Origin of the sequence: Streptomyces sp. NPDC002994 (assembly GCF_040611155.1) — a bacterium.
GTDB lineage: Bacteria > Actinomycetota > Actinomycetes > Streptomycetales > Streptomycetaceae > Streptomyces.
In genome coordinates this window covers 117,263-134,334 of record NZ_JBEXNQ010000015.1, presented here as the reverse complement: position 1 = coordinate 134,334, position 17,072 = coordinate 117,263, and the positions used below count along the sequence as shown (strand labels likewise).

The 17,072-nt window shown below is 70.7% G+C and carries 13 protein-coding genes; 6 read left to right on the top strand and 7 right to left on the bottom strand.

What is annotated here, in order from left to right:
* Positions 1–40 precede the first annotated feature (40 nt).
* From ABZX79_RS21580 to ABZX79_RS21560, 5 genes are read left to right on the top strand one after another with little or no spacing between them, the layout of a single operon-like run.
* A complete protein-coding gene (locus ABZX79_RS21580; RefSeq protein ID WP_355260088.1) occupies positions 41–1,222 on the top strand; it encodes an ABC transporter ATP-binding protein in 1,182 nt (393 codons plus the stop codon).
* On the top strand, positions 1,219–1,863 hold the full coding sequence (locus ABZX79_RS21575) for an ABC transporter permease (protein ID WP_355259906.1): 645 nt from the start codon (positions 1,219–1,221) through the stop codon (positions 1,861–1,863). Before ABZX79_RS21580 ends, ABZX79_RS21575 begins: the two co-directional genes overlap by 4 nt.
* Positions 1,863–2,537, top strand: a complete 675-nt coding sequence (locus ABZX79_RS21570; protein ID WP_355259903.1) for an ABC transporter permease — start codon at positions 1,863–1,865, stop codon at positions 2,535–2,537. The genes ABZX79_RS21575 and ABZX79_RS21570 overlap by 1 nt, the downstream gene beginning before the upstream one ends.
* A 38-nt stretch (positions 2,538–2,575) precedes the next feature.
* Complete coding sequence (locus ABZX79_RS21565; protein ID WP_355260085.1) at positions 2,576–3,511, top strand: ABC transporter substrate-binding protein; 936 nt, start codon at positions 2,576–2,578, stop codon at positions 3,509–3,511.
* A gap of 13 nt (positions 3,512–3,524) precedes the next feature.
* Complete coding sequence (locus ABZX79_RS21560) at positions 3,525–4,961, top strand: cytosine permease (RefSeq protein WP_355259900.1); 1,437 nt, start codon at positions 3,525–3,527, stop codon at positions 4,959–4,961.
* Positions 4,962–4,976: 15 nt separating this feature from the next.
* Here ABZX79_RS21560 and ABZX79_RS21555 read toward each other — a convergent pair whose 3' ends face one another.
* The 4 genes from ABZX79_RS21555 to ABZX79_RS21540 all read right to left on the bottom strand — a co-directional run bounded on the left by ABZX79_RS21555 (position 4,977) and on the right by ABZX79_RS21540 (position 13,489).
* Positions 4,977–8,351, bottom strand: coding sequence for a glycoside hydrolase N-terminal domain-containing protein (locus ABZX79_RS21555; RefSeq protein ID WP_355259897.1), 3,375 nt, complete (start codon positions 8,349–8,351; stop codon positions 4,977–4,979).
* Positions 8,352–10,492: 2,141 nt separating this feature from the next.
* A complete protein-coding gene (locus ABZX79_RS21550) occupies positions 10,493–11,401 on the bottom strand; it encodes a LysR family transcriptional regulator (protein WP_355259894.1) in 909 nt (302 codons plus the stop codon).
* A gap of 133 nt (positions 11,402–11,534) precedes the next feature.
* Positions 11,535–12,446 carry a DMT family transporter gene (locus ABZX79_RS21545; protein ID WP_355260082.1) on the bottom strand — a complete coding sequence of 304 codons (912 nt, stop codon included), beginning with the start codon at positions 12,444–12,446 and terminating at the stop codon, positions 11,535–11,537.
* A gap of 92 nt (positions 12,447–12,538) precedes the next feature.
* Positions 12,539–13,489 (bottom strand): EamA family transporter, encoded by a 951-nt coding sequence (locus ABZX79_RS21540; protein WP_355259891.1) that lies wholly within the window; start codon positions 13,487–13,489, stop codon positions 12,539–12,541.
* 125 nt (positions 13,490–13,614) lie between these two features.
* Between ABZX79_RS21540 and ABZX79_RS21535 the strand changes: the two genes are divergently transcribed.
* Entirely contained in the window at positions 13,615–14,136 is a 522-nt protein-coding gene (locus ABZX79_RS21535; protein WP_355259888.1) for a MarR family transcriptional regulator, read from the top strand.
* A 106-nt stretch (positions 14,137–14,242) separates the two neighbouring features.
* Here the strand turns inward: ABZX79_RS21535 and ABZX79_RS21530 are convergent, their stop codons facing one another.
* Genes ABZX79_RS21530 through ABZX79_RS21520 form a run of 3 tightly spaced genes read right to left on the bottom strand, consistent with a single transcriptional unit; the run spans position 14,243 to position 17,061 of the window.
* Complete coding sequence (locus ABZX79_RS21530) at positions 14,243–14,476, bottom strand: hypothetical protein (protein ID WP_355259885.1); 234 nt, start codon at positions 14,474–14,476, stop codon at positions 14,243–14,245.
* A gap of 20 nt (positions 14,477–14,496) precedes the next feature.
* Positions 14,497–16,785, bottom strand: a complete 2,289-nt coding sequence (malQ, locus tag ABZX79_RS21525; RefSeq protein WP_355259882.1) for a 4-alpha-glucanotransferase — start codon at positions 16,783–16,785, stop codon at positions 14,497–14,499.
* Positions 16,786–17,061: a hypothetical protein gene (locus tag ABZX79_RS21520; RefSeq protein ID WP_355259879.1), complete on the bottom strand. Its 276-nt coding sequence runs from the start codon at positions 17,059–17,061 to the stop codon at positions 16,786–16,788.
* Between the last annotated feature and the right edge of the window lie 11 nt (positions 17,062–17,072).

Below are 17,072 nucleotides of genomic sequence, written 5' to 3'. Positions count from 1 at the left end.
ACTCTGCATGACCATATACAGCCCCGGCAAGGGATGGCCGATGATCAAATTTGACGCAGTGCACAAGCGGTTCCCGAACGGCACAACGGCGGTGGACAACCTGAACCTGGAGATGCCGGAAGGCGGCATCACGGTCCTGGTCGGCTCGTCCGGATGCGGCAAGACCACCACTCTCCGCATGATCAACCGCATGGTGGACCCGACGTCCGGCACCATCCGGGTCGCGGGCAAGGACATCCTCGAAGCGGACGCCGCCGAGCTGCGCCGCGGCATCGGGTACGTCATCCAGCAGTCCGGGCTCTTCCCGCACCGCACCGTCCTCGACAACATCGCCACGGTGCCGCTGCTACTGGGCTGGGGCCGCAAGAAGGCGCGGGCCAGGGCCTCGGAGCTGCTGGAGACCGTCGGCCTCACCGCCGACGCCGGCAAGCGCTACCCGCACCAGCTCTCCGGCGGCCAGCAGCAGCGCGTCGGTGTCGCGCGGGCGCTGGCGGCCGACCCGCCCGTGCTGCTGATGGACGAGCCGTTCGGGGCGGTCGACCCTGTCGTACGCACGCAGCTTCAGGACGAGCTGCTGCGCCTCCAGCAGGAGCTGAGCAAGACCATCGTCTTCGTCACGCACGACATCGACGAAGCGGTACGCCTCGGCGACCGCATAGCCGTCTTCCGCACCGGCGGCCACCTCGTCCAGTGCGCCCCGCCCGCCGAGCTGCTGGCCCGCCCGGCCGACAGCTTCGTGGCCGACTTCCTCGGCGCCGAGCGCGGCCTGAAGCTGCTGTCGCTGACCACGCTGGCCGATGTCCCGCAGGTCGCGGCGACGACGGTACGGGAGGACGAGAAGCCGGCGCGGGGGACGGACAACCCCTGGCACCTGGTCACCTCACCCGCGGGCAAGCCCCTGGGCTGGCTCGACGCGACCGCCCACGACGCGGCGCTCGTTCCCGTACGACCGCTGTCCGACGCGGACTCCCTCCTCTCCGCGCTCAATGAGTCCGTGGCATCGCCCAGCGGCCTGGTCGCGCGGGTGGACGCGGCCGGAATCCTGACCGGAGTCACTTCCCGCGAAGAGATCCACAACCAGGCAGGCACAGCCCACGCCACGGCAACACACCCGCCGGCGCCAGCCACGGCCACCACCGACGCCGCAGCGAGGGGCGGGAGCACGACGGGCTCAGCCACCGCAGACGGCACCTCCGCTGCCGCCGCCAGGCGTACCGCATGACCGTCGAATGGGCGTGGATATCCGACCACGCGAGCGATCTCGCCACCCTCACCATCTCCCACCTCCAGGCCGCCCTCACCGCCGTGGCGCTCGGCCTGCTGATCTCGCTGCCGCTGGCCGTCGTCGCCCACCGCGTCCGGCCCCTGCGCGGGCTGCTGCTCGGCCTCTCCAACGTCCTCTTCACCATCCCGTCCATCGCGATCTTCGTGCTGCTGCTCCCGGTCACCGGCCTCACCCGTACGACCACCGTCGTCGGGCTGACGGTCTACACGCTGGTCGTGCTGCTCCGTAACACCGTCGAGGGCCTGGACGCCGTACCCGTGAAGGTCCGGGAGGCAGCCAAGGCCATGGGCACCCGCCCCCTGCGCACCCTGCTCACCGTCGAACTGCCGCTCGCGCTCCCGGTGATCATGGCGGGCGTACGCATCGCGACCGTCATGTCGATCTCGCTGGTCAGCGTCGCGACGTACATCGGCGACGGCGGACTCGGCCAGCTCTTCACCGACGGCTTCCAGCGCAACTTCCCCACCCCCGTGATCACCGGCGTCGCGCTCACCCTCCTGCTCGCGCTGGTCGCGGACGCGCTGCTGGTCGCGGTCCAGTACGCGCTGACTCCCTGGACACGGAAGAGGCCCGCCTGATGTACGAACTCTTCTCCGACCTCGGCACCTGGCTGACCAGCGGCGAGCAGTGGGCAGGCCCCGACGGCATCGCGCACCGCCTCGCCGAGCACCTCCAGTACTCGCTCATCGCCACCCTCGTCGCCGCCGTGATCGCCCTGCCCGTCGGCCTCCTCATCGGCCACACCGGCCGCGGCGCCTTCCTGGCGATCAATCTCTCCTCGTTCGGCCGGGCGCTGCCCACCGTCGGCCTGGTGGTCCTCGTCTTCCTGGCGAGCGGCCTGTCCATGACCCCGGTGTACGTCGCGCTGGTCGCCCTCGCGGTCCCCGCCATCGTCACCAACACGTACGCGGGCATGACCGCCGTCGACCCGGACGTGAAGGACGCGGCCCGAGGCCAGGGCATGCGCGCCCACCAGGTCCTCTTCCACGTCGAACTGCCGCTCGCCCTCCCCCTGATCATGACCGGCCTGCGCCTGGCCCTCATCCAGGTGGTGGCCACGGCCACCATCGCGGCGTACGTCAGCTTCGGCGGCCTGGGCCGGTACGTCTTCGACGGCCTCGCCCAGCGCGACCTCGTGCAGGTGCTGGGGGGCGCGGTGCTGGTCGCCGTCATCGCCGTCGTACTCGACCTGGCGCTCGCCGGACTCCAGCGCGCCCTCTTCCGCCACCGACGTTCCGCCGCAGCCCACTGAGCCGCAGCCCACTGAGGAGATCCACCGCCATGTCCACCATGAACCGCAGGACCCTGCTCGGCGGCCTTTTCGCCGCCGCCACCGTCCCCGCCCTCACCGCGTGCAGCAGCGGCATCACGTCCCTCGAAGGCGAGGGAGGCACCGGGGGCGGCGGAGGCGGCTCCAGCGCCGACGGCATCACCATCGGCACCGCCAACTTCACCGAGAACCAGATCCTCGGCCATCTGTACGCCGCCGTACTCGGCGCGGCAGGCATCAAGACGACGGTCCGCCCGAACCTCGGCACCCGCGAAATCCTCATCCCCGCTCTCAAGGGCGGCGACGTCGACCTGCTCCCGGAGTACCAGGGCGCGCTCCTGCACTACCTCGACCCGAAGGCGAAGGCGACGGAGGAGGGCGAGATGCAGAACGAACTCGCCGTAGCGCTCCCGAAGGGCCTGCAAATCCTCCCGTACGGCAAGGCGGAGGACTCCGACGCCTTCGCCGTCACCCGCGAGACCGCCGAGAAGTACGGCCTGAAGTCCCTGGCCGACCTGGCCAGGCACAACGGCAAGCTCGTCATCGGCGCGGCCCCCGAGGTGAAGAAGCGCACGGTCGGAGCGGTCGGCCTCAAGGACGAGTACGGCGTGAAATTCAAGGAGTTCAAGTCCCTGGACTCGTCGGGCCCGCTGGTCAAGGGCGCGCTCAAGAAGGGCGACGTGGACGTGGCGAACCTCTTCACCACCGACACCGACATCCTCGCCGAGGGCTGGGTCGTCCTCACCGACCCCAAGAACCTCATACCCGGCCAGCACATCGTGCCGCTGATCGCCGACCGCAAGGCGGACTCGACCGTACGCAAGGCACTGGCACGCCTCGGCAACGCGCTGACGACCGAGGACCTGACCGAGCTCAACCGCCAGGTCGACAAGGACAAGAAGGACCCGGAGGACGTGGCGAACGCCTGGGCCGCCGCCCACCACCTCATGAAGTAAGGAGAGTCCCTCCATGGCCGATTCCCTGGTCGAGCGCCGCTCGATCGACGTCGTACCGCACAGCGAACGGCACGGCACCGCCTTCAGCCAGTTCACCCTCTGGCTGGGCGCGAACCTCCAGATCACCGCCGTCGTCACCGGCGCACTCGCGGTCGTATTCGGCGGCGGAGCGCTCTGGTCGATCGTCGGCCTGCTGGTCGGCAACGTGCTCGGCGGCGCGGTGATGGCCCTGCACTCGGCGCAGGGCCCGAAGCTGGGCCTGCCGCAAATGATCCAGTCGCGCGCCCAGTTCGGCGTACGCGGAGCAGTGGTCCCTCTCCTCCTCGTCATCATCATGTACGTCGGTTTCTTCGCCAGCGGCAGCGTCCTGGCGGGCCAGGCGGTCGGCGAGCTGACCCAGCTCGGCGACACGGCGGGCATCGTGATCTTCGCGGCCGTCACCGCAGTGATGGCGGCCATCGGCTACCGCGTCATCCATGCGCTGGGGCGGGTGGCGAGCGTCATCTGCGCGCTGGCGTTCGTGTACCTGGGCGTACGCCTGCTGGAGCGCATAGACCTGGGCGCGGTGCTGTCGGACCGCGCCGGCTTCGACCTCCCGATGTTCCTGCTGGCCGTGTCGTTGTCCGCGTCCTGGCAGCTCGCGTTCGGCCCGTACGTCGCCGACTACTCCCGCTACCTTCCGCGTACGACGAGCGGCCGCGCCACCTTCTGGTGGACGCTCGGCGGGACGGCGATCGGCTCGCAGTGGTCGATGACCTTCGGCGTACTGGTCGCGGCGACGGCCGGGGACGCGTTCCTGGCCGGCCAGGTGAGTTACGTCGTGGCGCTCGGCGGCACCGGCCTGATCGCGTCGTTCCTCTACTTCGTGATCGCGCTCGGCAAGCTGACGATCAACGTGCTCAACACGTACGGCGGCTTCATGTCGATGGTGACCAGCATCAGCGGCTTCCGTGGCCAGCGGGTGCTCTCGCCGCGCGGCCGGGCGGCGTACATCGCGGCGATCATGGTGGCGGGCACGGCGGTGGCACTCCTGGGCAAGGACACCTTCCTCACCTCTTTCAAGGACTTCCTGCTCTTCCTCCTGACATTCTTCACCCCGTGGTCGGCGATCAACCTGGTCGACTACTACCTGATCTCGCGCGAGCGCTACGACATCCCTGCTCTGTCCGACCCGGACGGCCGTTACGGCGCGTGGCGCTGGGACGCGCTGACGGTGTACGGCGTGGGCATCCTCGTCCAGCTCCCCTTCCTGGTCACGCACTTCTACACCGGACCACTGGTCGCGCCGCTGGGCGGCGCGGACATCTCGTGGGTGGTGGGCCTGGCCGTACCGGCGCTGCTCTACTGGCTGCTGGCGCGACGCGACACGTCCCACATCCCGGACCGGACTCTGGTTCCGCCGGGGGTGGAGGCGGCGGAGACGGGGCCGGAGGCGGTCCGGGCGGGGTGACTTGGGTCGTTCGGGTCAGCCGATGAAGATGCCGCTGGCACCGGCGTTCGCTCCGCTCACCCTCCTGAGCGTGATGGTGACCCGCCCCTTGACCGTCCACGCGACCCAGAACCCCTGGTCGAAGCGGCCGGTGCGGAAGGTGTCGTACACCGTCCCGGCCGCATCGGACACGCTCACCTCCTCGTCGCGCGGGTGACCACCGGCCACCCCGTCGCCGTCCACCAGATACAGGGCGACGCGCTTGGCCTTGGCGTTCGTACCCGTGTCGACGATGAAGGAGACCGTGTCCCCGTACCAGGACGGCAGGATGCGCCGGCCGGCCTCGGTGGGGTGCTGGAGCGCGCGCGCCTCGGTGCTGTTGCCGTGCCAGGTCCAGGTGCCGCCGGCCTGCGAGGTGTCCAGTACGACGCCCTCGGGGTTCTTACGCCCGAAGCCGGGCAGCTCCCAGCCGTCTTCGCCGTACGCACCCTTCCAGTCCCCGCGCGTGGTGTCGTCCCGGACCCGCGCCCCGACCTCCGGCGCGTCGAAGACGAGCACCTTGCGCGTGGCCGAGACCGACCAGTCGGAGGTACGGGCGGTCGCGCGGACGGTGAACCGGCCCGCGCCGGCGGCGGGCGGAGTGAGCGTGAACTCCGCCGCTGCGGGCTCGCCGGGCTTCAGCCGGGGTGTCTTCACCGTCGCAGGAGTGACCGCCCACCCGTCAGGCAGGCCGCCGAGCGAAAGCCGGGCGGTGGAAAGAGTCCTGGAGCCGACGGCGCTCAGCGTCGCGGTCGCCGTCACAGCGGCGCCCGGCTTGAGGGTCCCGGGAAGTTCGACGGTCACCGCTGCCTGGGCGACGATCCGGTAGCGCTCGCCCGCGCGGGTCGGCAGGGTGAGCACCCCGTCCCGCACCGCGTGGCCGACGGGCTTCTCGTCGTCCCCGCCCCCTCGTACGCCTACGACTCGTACGACGCGGAACGGGCCGGGGCTGGGACCCGCGAAGAGCGGACTGCGCAGCTTCGCGGTCACGCCGCTGCCCGAGGCGATCCGGATCTCCGTGGCGGCTCCCTGCCGCCAGTCCACACCGACGGTGAAGTCACCACGGGCGCGCAGCCCGTCGTACGAACCCCGCTCGGCCCAGAGGGAGGGCAGGGCGGGCAGCACGTCGACGACCGCATCGCGCCCATGACTCTGGAGCAGCATCTCCACGATCCCGGAAGTGGCCCCGAAGTTGCCGTCGATCTGGAACGGCGGGTGGGTGTCCCAAAGATTCGGCAGAGTAGAGGACTTCAACTGCTCGGCGAGCATTTTGGCGGCGTGGTCGCCGTCGCACAGCCGCGCCCAGAAGTTGATCTTCCAGGCCTTCGACCACCCGGTGCCACCGTCGCCACGCGCCGTGAGCGAGACGCGCGCAGCCTCGGCGTACGCCGAACCTGCCTCGATCTGGCGTCCCGGGTGCAGCGCGAAGAGGTGGGAGACGTGCCGGTGGGTGTTGGTACGGCTGTCGAGGTCGGCCTTCCACTCCTGGAGCTGCCCCCATGAGCCGATGCGCAGTCCGGGGTCGAGGCGCGTCAGGGCGGCCTTGACCTCCGTACGAAACTCCTCATCGAAACCGGAACCGAGGGCTTCGCTGGCCTCGACGACATTCACCAGCAGGTCGTGCACGATCTGCTGGGATATGGAGGCGCCTGCGGTGAAGTCGCCCTGCTCGGGCGAGTAGCTGGGCGACACGACGAGCTTGCCGTCGCGCGGGTCGGTGTGGAGGTTCGCCAGCCAGAACTCGGCAGCCTCTCTCATAGCGGGATAGGCATGCTCTCGCAGGAAGTCCCTGTCCCGGCTGAAGAGGTAGCGCTCGTACAGCTGCTGAACGAGCCAGCCGTTGGCCTCCGGCATCCAGAAGGAGGTGGACCAGTCGTGTACGCCGGTGAAGCCGAACGGGTTGGTGTTCTGGTGCACCACCCACCCTTTGTCCGTACCGAACATCGACTGCGCGGTGCGGCGTCCCGGCGCCCGGAGGTCGTCGATGAAGTCGTGGTAGGGCTGGGCGGTCTCGGCGAGGTTGGCCGGCTCGGCGGGCCAGTAGTTCATCTGGACGTTGATGTTGGTGTGGTAATCGGCGTTCCAGGGTGGGGTGTTGGAGTTGTTCCAGACGCCTTGGAGGTTGGCGGGGAGGGAGCCGGGCCGCGAGGAGGCGATGAGCAGGTAGCGCCCGTACGCGAAGAAGAGCGCTTCCAGCGCACGGTCGGCGGACGAGGCGCCGCCGGTGTAGGAACTGAGCAACTGGTCGGTGGGCACTTCGGGGGCCGGGGCCGACGCTCCTGGGGACGCACACTGGCCAATATCCAGCCGCACTCGGTCGAACAGAGCGCGGTGGTCCTCCACATGGGCCTTCCGCAACTCACCGTACGTCTGCCCTGCGGCCCGATCGACAGCGGCTGTGACGCGCGCGTGCGGGTCGTCGCCCCGGTAGTGCGGATAGGTGGCGCCGGCGGCGTAGTCCGTCCCGGCGCAGAACACGAACGTGGCACTGTCCGCGCCGGTGACGGTGATCCGTCCGTCGCCGCCGTCAGTACGGGTTCCGCCGCTGGTGAGGACCTGCACCTGCCCCTCGTACCGCAGCCCATTGTCGGCGAGGGCGCCACGGATGAGGAGCCGACCGTCCTTGGCGGTAACGGAGGCCCCGGCCTGCGCGCTTTTGAAGCTGAGCGTGAACGAGACTTGGCCGGGCCGGTCGGCGGAGACGCGCCCGGCGACGACGCCGGCGGGGTGGCTGGCGAAGTACTCGCGGGTGAAGCGGGTTTGGCCGTCGCTGTACGAGACGGTCGCGACGGCGTCGGCGATGTCGAGGCCGCGACGGTAGCCGACGGGCGAGGCGGGGGCGCCGGGCGTGTCGAGGAAGAGATCGCCGAAGTTCTGGTAGTCGCCGAAGCCGGGGACTTTGCCGACGGTGGCGTACGTCGGATTCCCGAGCCGCCGGGACACTTCGTCGGGGTCCAGCGCCCCCTTCTCGTCGATGATCTTCTGTACGTCGGCGATGGCGCCGGGACGCGGCTTCGGCCAATTGCCGTGGTCGTAACCCTCTTTGCTGCCGGGGCCGCCGGTCCACAAGGACTTCTCGTTGAGCTGAAGCCGGTCCCGGGCCACACCACCGAAGACCTTGGCGCCCATGGCGCCATTACCGATGGGCAGGGCTTCCCGCTCCCAGCTGGTGGCGGGCTTGTCGTACCAGAGGAGCGCGGGGGCGTTCGGTTGGAGGTTGGGGGCGGGGTTGGGGGCGGGGTTGGGGGCCGCGGTGGGACCGGCGGTCGGGGCGGCGTGGGCGGTGCCCCCACCGATCGCCCCTGAGGCCGAGGCTCCGACGAGACCGGCGGCCGCAGCGATGACCGATCTCCGGGTGTACTTCCGTGACAACGAACCCACTCCTCAACAAGCGCACACTAGAGCTCGGATGACTGGCGAGCCGAACCTAGAAGTGGAGGGGTAGTTGAGGCAATAGTTCGGCATTCTTTGACAAGATTCCACCGACTCATCGGATGTTGTACTGGGCGCATCCCTAGGAGGGGGGGCGTTGGGGGGGAGGTGGCCTGGGGCTCCGGGCGCCCCGTGGCGTTGGTCGCTTCTGCGATGGGGGCCGCCACACGTAAGTGTGGCGCCGGAGCCCCGCCCCTCAAGGGCGCTCCTACGTCGCGTCGCCTACGGCGATTCCGCTCCGCTCCCCCCTTGACCGCCGGACCTCCGCCGCAATGCATCTGGGGGGCGGCCCCCGGGGGGAGCCCACGGGGAAACTCCGGCAAGTGGCTGCTATTTCGCTGCCGACCGACGGCTGAGTGGGTGGGGCGCAGCAGGTTGAGGGGGCGGCTCGGCCCCAGACTCAGCGACTGCGGGAACGGCCCTTGGCGCGACATCCCCATTCCCACGCACACGCTTCACCCATGTAGGCAGGTGGCCAGCCATCCGGGTCGACCTGCGGACCATCCCGCCTGCGGGTGGGGCGCGACAGTTGAATGGGGCGACTCGGGCCGGTTCGGCGTCCACCCCGACCGGTGATCGGCGAAGCCTCAAGCGGGTTGTTGATGTGGATGGGTGGTGGCGCACCGACTGCGCCTGCCCATCCCCGCAAATGGATCACACGAGCCGCCTTCCGTCGCCCGGGCCAGGGTGTGGGTCGAAACGCTCCCCTGAGATCCGGAAACGACAGGGCTGAGACGGGTGGGGCTGGAGGGGCGTTGCGGCTCGCCAAGTGCCGGGTTCGTTGCGTTCGCAGTACCGGATCGGGCTGTTGGAGCGAACGAACATCGCCCAGTCCGCCTGGCCGATTGCTGACGAGCCGCAACCCCGGACACAACTGCCGCACCACTCATCCTGTTCGGTCTCACAGGCTCCCCGGCCGTGGATCGAAACGCGCCCGTAATGGCCGCGAGCGAAACAGCTGAGACTGGTGGGACGGGCGAGGTGTTGGGATTCACCAAGCGGAGGGTTCGTCGCGTTCCGGAACCACGAGCCGGGCCGGTGTGCGGTCGAGGCTGCGGTAGCCGCAACGGTCACACCAGCAAGCCGTCCGCGTGCACCGAAAGGCTCTCGTGATGGCCGTAAGCAATACCTGTGAGCCAAGTGGGGCTGGAGTGGCGTTGGGGCGTCACCAAGTGCTGCTTTGGCGGCATTCCGAGGCCCCGAGCCGGGTGATTGGGGCGATACGACGAAGGTGTGGCTGCTGTGCGAGTCGAAACGCTCCCGTGACGGCGGCAAGCGACACTGCTGAGGCGGATGGGACTGGTGAAGTGAAGGAATTCGGCAAGTGCCCGGTCACACCCGCTGGGTCGTACGGATCGCATCCGACGGCCGAACGGGGCTGGTGCGCCGTCAGGCATCGGCGGCCGGTGGGTTCAGCGCGCCCCGAAGCCCATGCCGCGCTGTGCGCGTGCACCGAACCCGACACGTGACGCACGCCGAGGTCGACCTGAGGTGGCGAAAGTGGGGCAAAGAGACTGCCCGCATTCGACTTCTGTCGAGTTCATCCCACCCCACCCCCTGGGAAGCCCTCCACCCACCCACACCAGCCACCTGCTTGCAGCCCAACCGACCACCCGCCGGGGCGGACGCCACACCCGCCCGAGTCACCCCATTCAACTCATGCGCCCCACCCGCGCAGTCATCAGTCCGCAGGTCGGCCCGACGGCCGGCCGTCCACCCTCGTGGGTGCTCGTGTGCGTGGGAATGGGGATGGTGCGCCAACGGCCGTTCCTGCAGTCGCTGAGGCTGGGGCCCAGCCGCCCCCTAGACATCGTGCGCCCCACCCACTCGGCCGACAGCCACCGAACCCACCCGCGCCACTCCCCCAGCCCCCGTGCAGGGCGTTTTTCTTTGGGCCGTCCCCGTACAAGCGTTAGCGGTGGGCCGGGGCGGCGGGTCAAGGGTGGGCCGAAGGCACATCGCGCAGCGACGCGACCGTAGGGAGCGCCCTTGACGCGGCGTCACGGCCCACCGACACTCGAGCGCTCGGGACGGCCCGAAACCCCCAGAAGCAAGCCTTGGTTCGGCTCAGCGGCCCCCCGTCACGGCAGCCGTGCCGCTGCTACCTCGCGCAGGGCCGACAGCACGCGGGCCACCGCCGGGCCCGCTTCCGCGCCTCGGCGTACCGCCGCCACCACGTGGCGCTGGGGCTGGTCCGCGCTCAGGACCCGCATCACCACCCCCGTACGCCGCTCCGCCGCCGCCATCCGCGGGACCAGCGCCACGCCCATCCCTGCCTCGACCATGGCCAGGATCGCCGTCCAGCCGGCGGCGCTGTGCGCCTGCTCCGGTACGAAGCCCGCCGCCTCGCACGCGTGGCGCGTGATCTCCGACCACGGCCCGCTCCCGCCGAAGATCCACGGCTCGCCCGAGAGGTCCGCCAGCCTCAGCCCCGGCGCCGCCGCCAGTGGGTGCCCCGCCGGGAGCGCCACGTCCAGCGGGTCCGCCAGCAGCGGTACGCGGGCCAGCTTGGGGTCTCGGGCGGTCGGCGCGTGCGCCGCCAGCGACAGCGCCAGGTCCACCGCCCCGCTCGCCAGCAGTTCGTACGCCTCCGCCGCCTCCGCCTCCCGCACTCGTACCTCCAACGCGGGATGTGTCGTACGCAGCCGCTGCACCGTCGGCACCACCAGCGCCGGCACAGCGGTCGAGAACGCTCCGACCCTCACCTCCCCCGCCTCCCCGCGCACGTAGCCCGTCAACTCCGCGTCCGCCTGCTCCAGTTGCGCGAAGACAGCTTCCGCGTGCCGCAGCACCAAGTGGGCCGCATCTGTGAGCCGTACCCGCCGCCCGTGCGCCTCCAGCAGGGGTACGCCGAGCTGCTTGCCGAGGTTCGACAGTTGCTGCGAAACGGCCGACGGCGTCATCAGCAACGCCTCGGCCGTCGCGGTCACTGTCCCCCGGTCGCGCAGGGTCCGCAGGATCCGCAGCTTCTTGATGTCCCACTCGATCATGGGACGGAATCTATCCCGGTCCATCGCGGCCACCGGGCCCGTTACCCCACCCGTCACCCCACCTGTCACCCCACCCGTCACCCTGCCCGCCCCCGGTCCGTCGCGACGGCCGCCACCCCGCCACCCCCGCCGCTCACCGCGTCCCGCCACGGCCCGCACCCAGCATCACTCCGCCCAGGATCAGCGCCATGCACACGACCTGCATCGGGCCCGTCGCCTCGCCCAGCAGAGCGAAGGAGAGCAAGGCCACGCACATCGGCTGGAGGTAGTAGATGACGCCCGCCCTGGCCGCGCCGATCAGCGCGATCGCCTTGTTCCAGGCGAAGAACGCCACCGCGGAGGAGAAGACACCCACGTAGACGAGAGGACCCACCGTTCCCGCCGTCGGCTCGAAGCCGCCCTTGAGCGTCAGGCTCACGACGTACGCCGGCACCAGCATCAGCGCGCCGAGCACGAACGTACTGAAGAGAAAAGCCAGTCCGCCGATCTCGGTCGGCTTGCGGCGCAGCAGCGCGCTGTACGAGCCGAAGCAGACCGCCGCCGCCAGCATCCACAGGTCGCCGGCGGCGAAGTCCATGGCCGTCGAACCCTTGCTGACGAGTAGCAGCACCCCGGCACAGGCCACCAGCATGCCGATGGTGCGGCGGGCACCGAGGCGGGCGCCGCCCAGGCGTTCGTAGAGGGCCATCAGGACCGGCGATGCGGCCATGATCATGCCCATGTTGCCTGCGGAGGTGGAAAGCCCGGCCTGGTTGACGAGGGTGTTGTAGACGGTTACGCCGAGGAGGGCGGCCAGGGTCACGAACCCCAAGTGGCGCCTCAACAGCGCCCGTTGACGCCAGGCCTCGCGGGCCGCGAAGGGGGCCACGGCGACGATCGCCACAACCCAGCGCCAGAACGCGGCCTGTACGGGCGGGACGGAGTCATGGAGGGCGCGGGAGGTGACGAAGCTGCCGGACCAGACGACCGTCGCCACGGCCGCAAGGACGAGACCGACGGCCGCCGCCTTCTCCGTTCGCCCCGGCCGCCCCCTCTCCCCTGCCAACGGCTCGCTGCTGATACGGACGCGGTCCTGAACTGCCACAGGTATCCCTCAATCGTCAATCCATCGTCAATCCGGTGTCTTGGTTGCGGGTTCTACCGTCGCACCGCGCCACTCGTCAGGTCCATCGAATGTTTCCGATCATTCCCTTTAGGTGAGCTGAAAGATCGCGAAGGCCGCGGCGACCGCGGCGGACGCGAAACCTTCATCTGACCCAGCAGCGTCGCCCCGAACGCGATCGCCATCCCCACCAGCTGCACCGGCGTCAGCGTCTCCCCCAGCGCCGCCCAGCCGATGACCGCCGCCGTCAGCGGCGACAGGGGGCCGAGGAAGGTCACCGAGGTCGCGGTGAGCCGACCGATGCCGCGGAACCACAGCCAGTACGCGACCGCCGTGTTGACCAGCGCCAGGTAGAGGTATCCGGCCACGGCCCGGCCGTCCAGCGCCGGGGGTGCGCCCTCCACCAGGAACGCGACGGGCGCGATCAGCAGCCCGCCCGCGGTCAGCTGCCAGCCGGTCATCACCAGCGGGCCCACACCCTCGGGCCGCCCCCAGCGCTTGGTCAGTACGGTGCCCGCCGCCATCGAGGCGGAGGAGGCGAGCGCCGCCAGCACGCCGATCGTGTCCAGTGCGGCGGTGGCGCGCAGCACCACCAGACTCACGCCCAGCGCCGCCGCGATCCCGGTCAGCAGGGTGCGTACGGTGGGCTTCTCGCTCAGCAGCAAGACCGCCAGCCCGGCCACCCACAGCGGTCCGAGCGAGCCGAAGACCGCCGCCATGCCGCCCGGCAGCCGGTAGGCGGAGAGGAAGAGCAGCGGGAAAAACGCCCCGATGTTCAGCGCCCCGAGCACGGCGGCCTTCCCCCACCAGACGCCGCGTGGCAGCGTCCTGGCGATCGCGAGCAGCACGAGCCCGGCGGGCAGGGCGCGCATCAGGCCGGTGAAGAGCGGGCGGTCGGGTGGCAGGAATTCGGTGGTGACGGCGTACGTCGAGCCCCATGAGATGGGCGCGAGTGCGGTGAGCGCGATTGTCCCGGCACGGTTCATGACTGCTCGGACCCCCCGAAGTTGTTCCGTCCCAAAGTAGGTCGGTAGAAAGTAGCTTACCTCTAAGCCACTTTCCGTCAAGCAACTTTCTTGCGACCGACCTGCACTCCTCGGATACTGCGGTCATGACCACGACCACGACCACGGCAGCCAAGGACAGGGACCCCGTCGACGCCATCACCGCCCAATGGGCCGAGGTGCGCCCCGACCTCGACACCGCCCCGATGGCCGTCTTCGGACGCATCTACCGGATCGCACGCGCGATGGGCGACCGCATTGAGAAGGCGTACGCCCGGTTCGGGATCTCACGCGGCGAGTTCGACGTGCTGGCGACGCTGCGCCGCTCCGGTGAGCCGTACACGCTCTCGCCGCGCCAGCTCTCCGCGACGCTGATGCTCACGACCGGCGGGATGACAGGCCGGCTCGACAAGCTGGAGCGGGCCGGACTGCTGAGCCGCAGCCCCGATCCGCACGACCGGCGCGGACTGCGGGTGACGCTCTCAGAGCGCGGCCTCGCCATCGTCGACGAGGCCGTCGTGGCCGGCCTGGAGCTTCAGCACGAGGCGCTCGAAGGGCTCGGCGAGGGGCAGGTGGAGCAGCTCCAGGAGCTGCTGCGGCAGCTGCTGGCCGGTTCGACCCGGCCGTAGGGAAAGCCGTAGAAAAACGTGAGGGCGCCTCCGCCCGTACGCGATCACGCGCGTACGGGCAAAGACGCCCTCAGAAAGCCCTCAGAAAGAGAAAGAAAGAGAACAGTCAGCGGGTCTGCTTCTTGGACTTGTCCAGCACCATCACGAGACCCGCGATCACCGCGAACAGCACGATCGGAGCCACGACATACAGGCCGAGCGTCTCGGCCACACTCAGGCCGGGACCCGGGTCGTCGCCGTCGTCGGGCGTGAGCGCGAGGGCGGGGGACGACATGAGCAGCATCATCAGCGTCGTACCGGCCGCGACGGCACCGGCGCGCAGGGCGTTCTTCTTGTCCACGGTGCAAACGTAGCGAACGCCTAACAGGACCGCGCGCCCGGGGGTGCCGTACGCGTCCGGAAGGCGGCGATCAGGTCGTGCAGGCGCGGCGACGCGGCCAGTTCCTCCAGGGTTACGGGCCGCCCCTCTGCGTCGGCCACCGGCAGGCGCCAGTTGGGGTACTGGTCCCAGGTGCCCGGCAGATTCTGCGGCCGCCGGTCACCCACCGCGTCCGGCAGCCAGATGCCGATCATGCGGGCCGGGGTGCGCAGCAGGAAGCGGTACACGGCGCGGATCTCGCCCTCCTCGTCGCCCACGCCCTCCGGCAGCAGCCCCAGTCTGGCCAGGTACGACAGCCAGTCGGCCACCTCCACGGCCGCCTCCGCCCGCTCCTCCTCCAGCGGGCGCGTGAGCAGCCCGAGCCGGTGGCGCAGCGCCACATGCTCGCCCGTCAGCCGGGCGGCAGTGGACGGCAGGTCATGCGTGGTAGCCGTGGCCAGGCAGTGCTCGCGCCAGTTCTCGGGGGGCAGCGGTTCGCCCGTACCGGTCCAGTCGCGCTCGAACCACATCACCGACGTGCCCGACACACCGCGCTCGGCAAGCACGTCCCGCACACCCGGCTCGACCGTCCCCAGGTCCTCCCCTATGACGCTCGCGCCCGCCAGATGCGCCTCCAGTGCGAGTACGGCGAGCATCGCCTCCGCGTCATACCTGACGTACGTCCCCTCCGTCGGCTCACGGCCCTCCGGGACCCACCACAGCCGGAACAGCCCCATCACGTGGTCGATCCGAAGCGCGCCCGCGTTGCGCAGCAGCCCGCGCAGCAGGCCGCGGAAGGGAGCGTACGCAGCTGAAGCCAGAACGTCCGGCCGCCACGGGGGCAGGCCCCAGTCCTGGCCGAGCGAGTTGAAGGCGTCCGGCGGGGCGCCGACCGACATGCCGCGCGCGTACGCCTCCTGCTGCGCCCAGGCGTCGGCGCCGCCGGGGTGCACACCGACGGCGAGGTCGTGGACGATGCCGACGGGCATGCCCGCCTCGCGGGCGGCGTGCTGGGCGGCGGCGAGCTGCGAGTCGGTGAGCCAGGCCAGCCAGCCGTGCAGGTCGACGCGGTCGTAGAGGTCGTTACGGGCACGCTCGACGGCGGCGGAGTGCGGGTCGTCGCGCAGCTCGGCCGGCCAGGCGTGCCAGTCGGGCCCGTACACCTCGGCGAGCGCGCACCACGTGGCGTGGTCCTCCAGGGCCGTGCCCTGCTCGGCCAGGAAGTCGCAGTAGGCGGCGCGGCGGCCGGGGCCGAGCGGGACGGGACGTACCAGCTCCAGGGCTTCCTTCTTGAGCTGCCACACCGCGTCGCGGTCGATCAGCTCGCCCTTGTTGAGTACGCCGTCGCGCAGGGTCGCGGCCCGCTCCAGCAGCTCGTCGATGCGCGCGCGGTCCGCCGCCGGGACATGGGCGTACTCCGGAACGTCCTCGACCCTCAGGTGTACGGGGTCGGGGAAGCGGCGCGAGGACGGGCGGTACGGCGACGGGTCGGTGGGCGTGCCGGGGACGGCCGCGTGCAGCGGGTTGATCTGCACGAAGCCGACGCCCAGCGAGCGCCCGGACCAGACGGCGAGCTCGGCGAGGTCACCGAGGTCGCCCATGCCCCAGGAGCGCCGGGAGAGGAGGGAGTAGAGCTGGACCATGAACCCGTACGTGCGGCCGGGGGTCTGCGGGACGCGGGCGGGCGCGACGACGAGCGTGGCGGCGTCCTCCGTCCCTTCCGGCGTACGTACATCCAGCCGGTGGACCCCGAGCGGCAGCTGCCCCCAGCCCTCGCTCGCGACGGGCGGCGGAGCCACCCGGTCCGCAGTCCCCGGTCCGGGCGCCTCCTCGCGGGTGGCCTCCTCGCGGGTGGCCTCCTCGCGGGTGGCGTCCTCGCGAGGCGCGCTCTCAGGCCCTGAGCCGGAAGACGGTGAGCCAGGGGACGGTGAGCCGGGGGACGGTGAGCCCGGCGACGCCTGCCCCGGCGACGCCGTCGCCCACTCCACCGCCGGCCCCTGCTCCGTCTCCACCCGCAGCCGCGTCCCCGCGGGCAGCCCGCTGAGGGCGGGCGGCGGCTGTGGTCCGTCCGGACCGGTCCAGGACACCACCGTGGCGGGCAGCAGACGGCGGGCGGCGGCGGCCTCGTGGGCTTCGAGGGCCGTACGCACCGCCTCGGGCGTACGCGCGTCGACGCCCAGGGCCGCCAGCACGGCCACCACCGTGTCGTCGGGGACCTGGAGCGTGCGGTGCGCCGATGGCTGGTAGGACGTGGCGACGCCATGCAGGGCCGCGAGCCGGGCAAGGCCCATCTAGACCCCCGTGGGCTCCACGCCCGATGCCGTGCCGTGGGCGGTCGGTTCGCTGGTCAGGGGGGCGGCATCGGCCATCGGGGGCTCGCTGGTGAGCGGCGCGGCGTCGGCCATCGGCGGTTCGCTCGTCAGGGGCGGCTCGGTGGTGAGCAGCGGATCGGCGAATCCGGCGTCGAGGGGGAACGCCGGATCGAGGGGGAACACGGGGGCGAGATCGGCGCGGGGAGCGGGCACCGGTTTGGACAGGGCGGAGAGGAGAAGCTGTGCAGCGGCCACAGGGGCCTCCC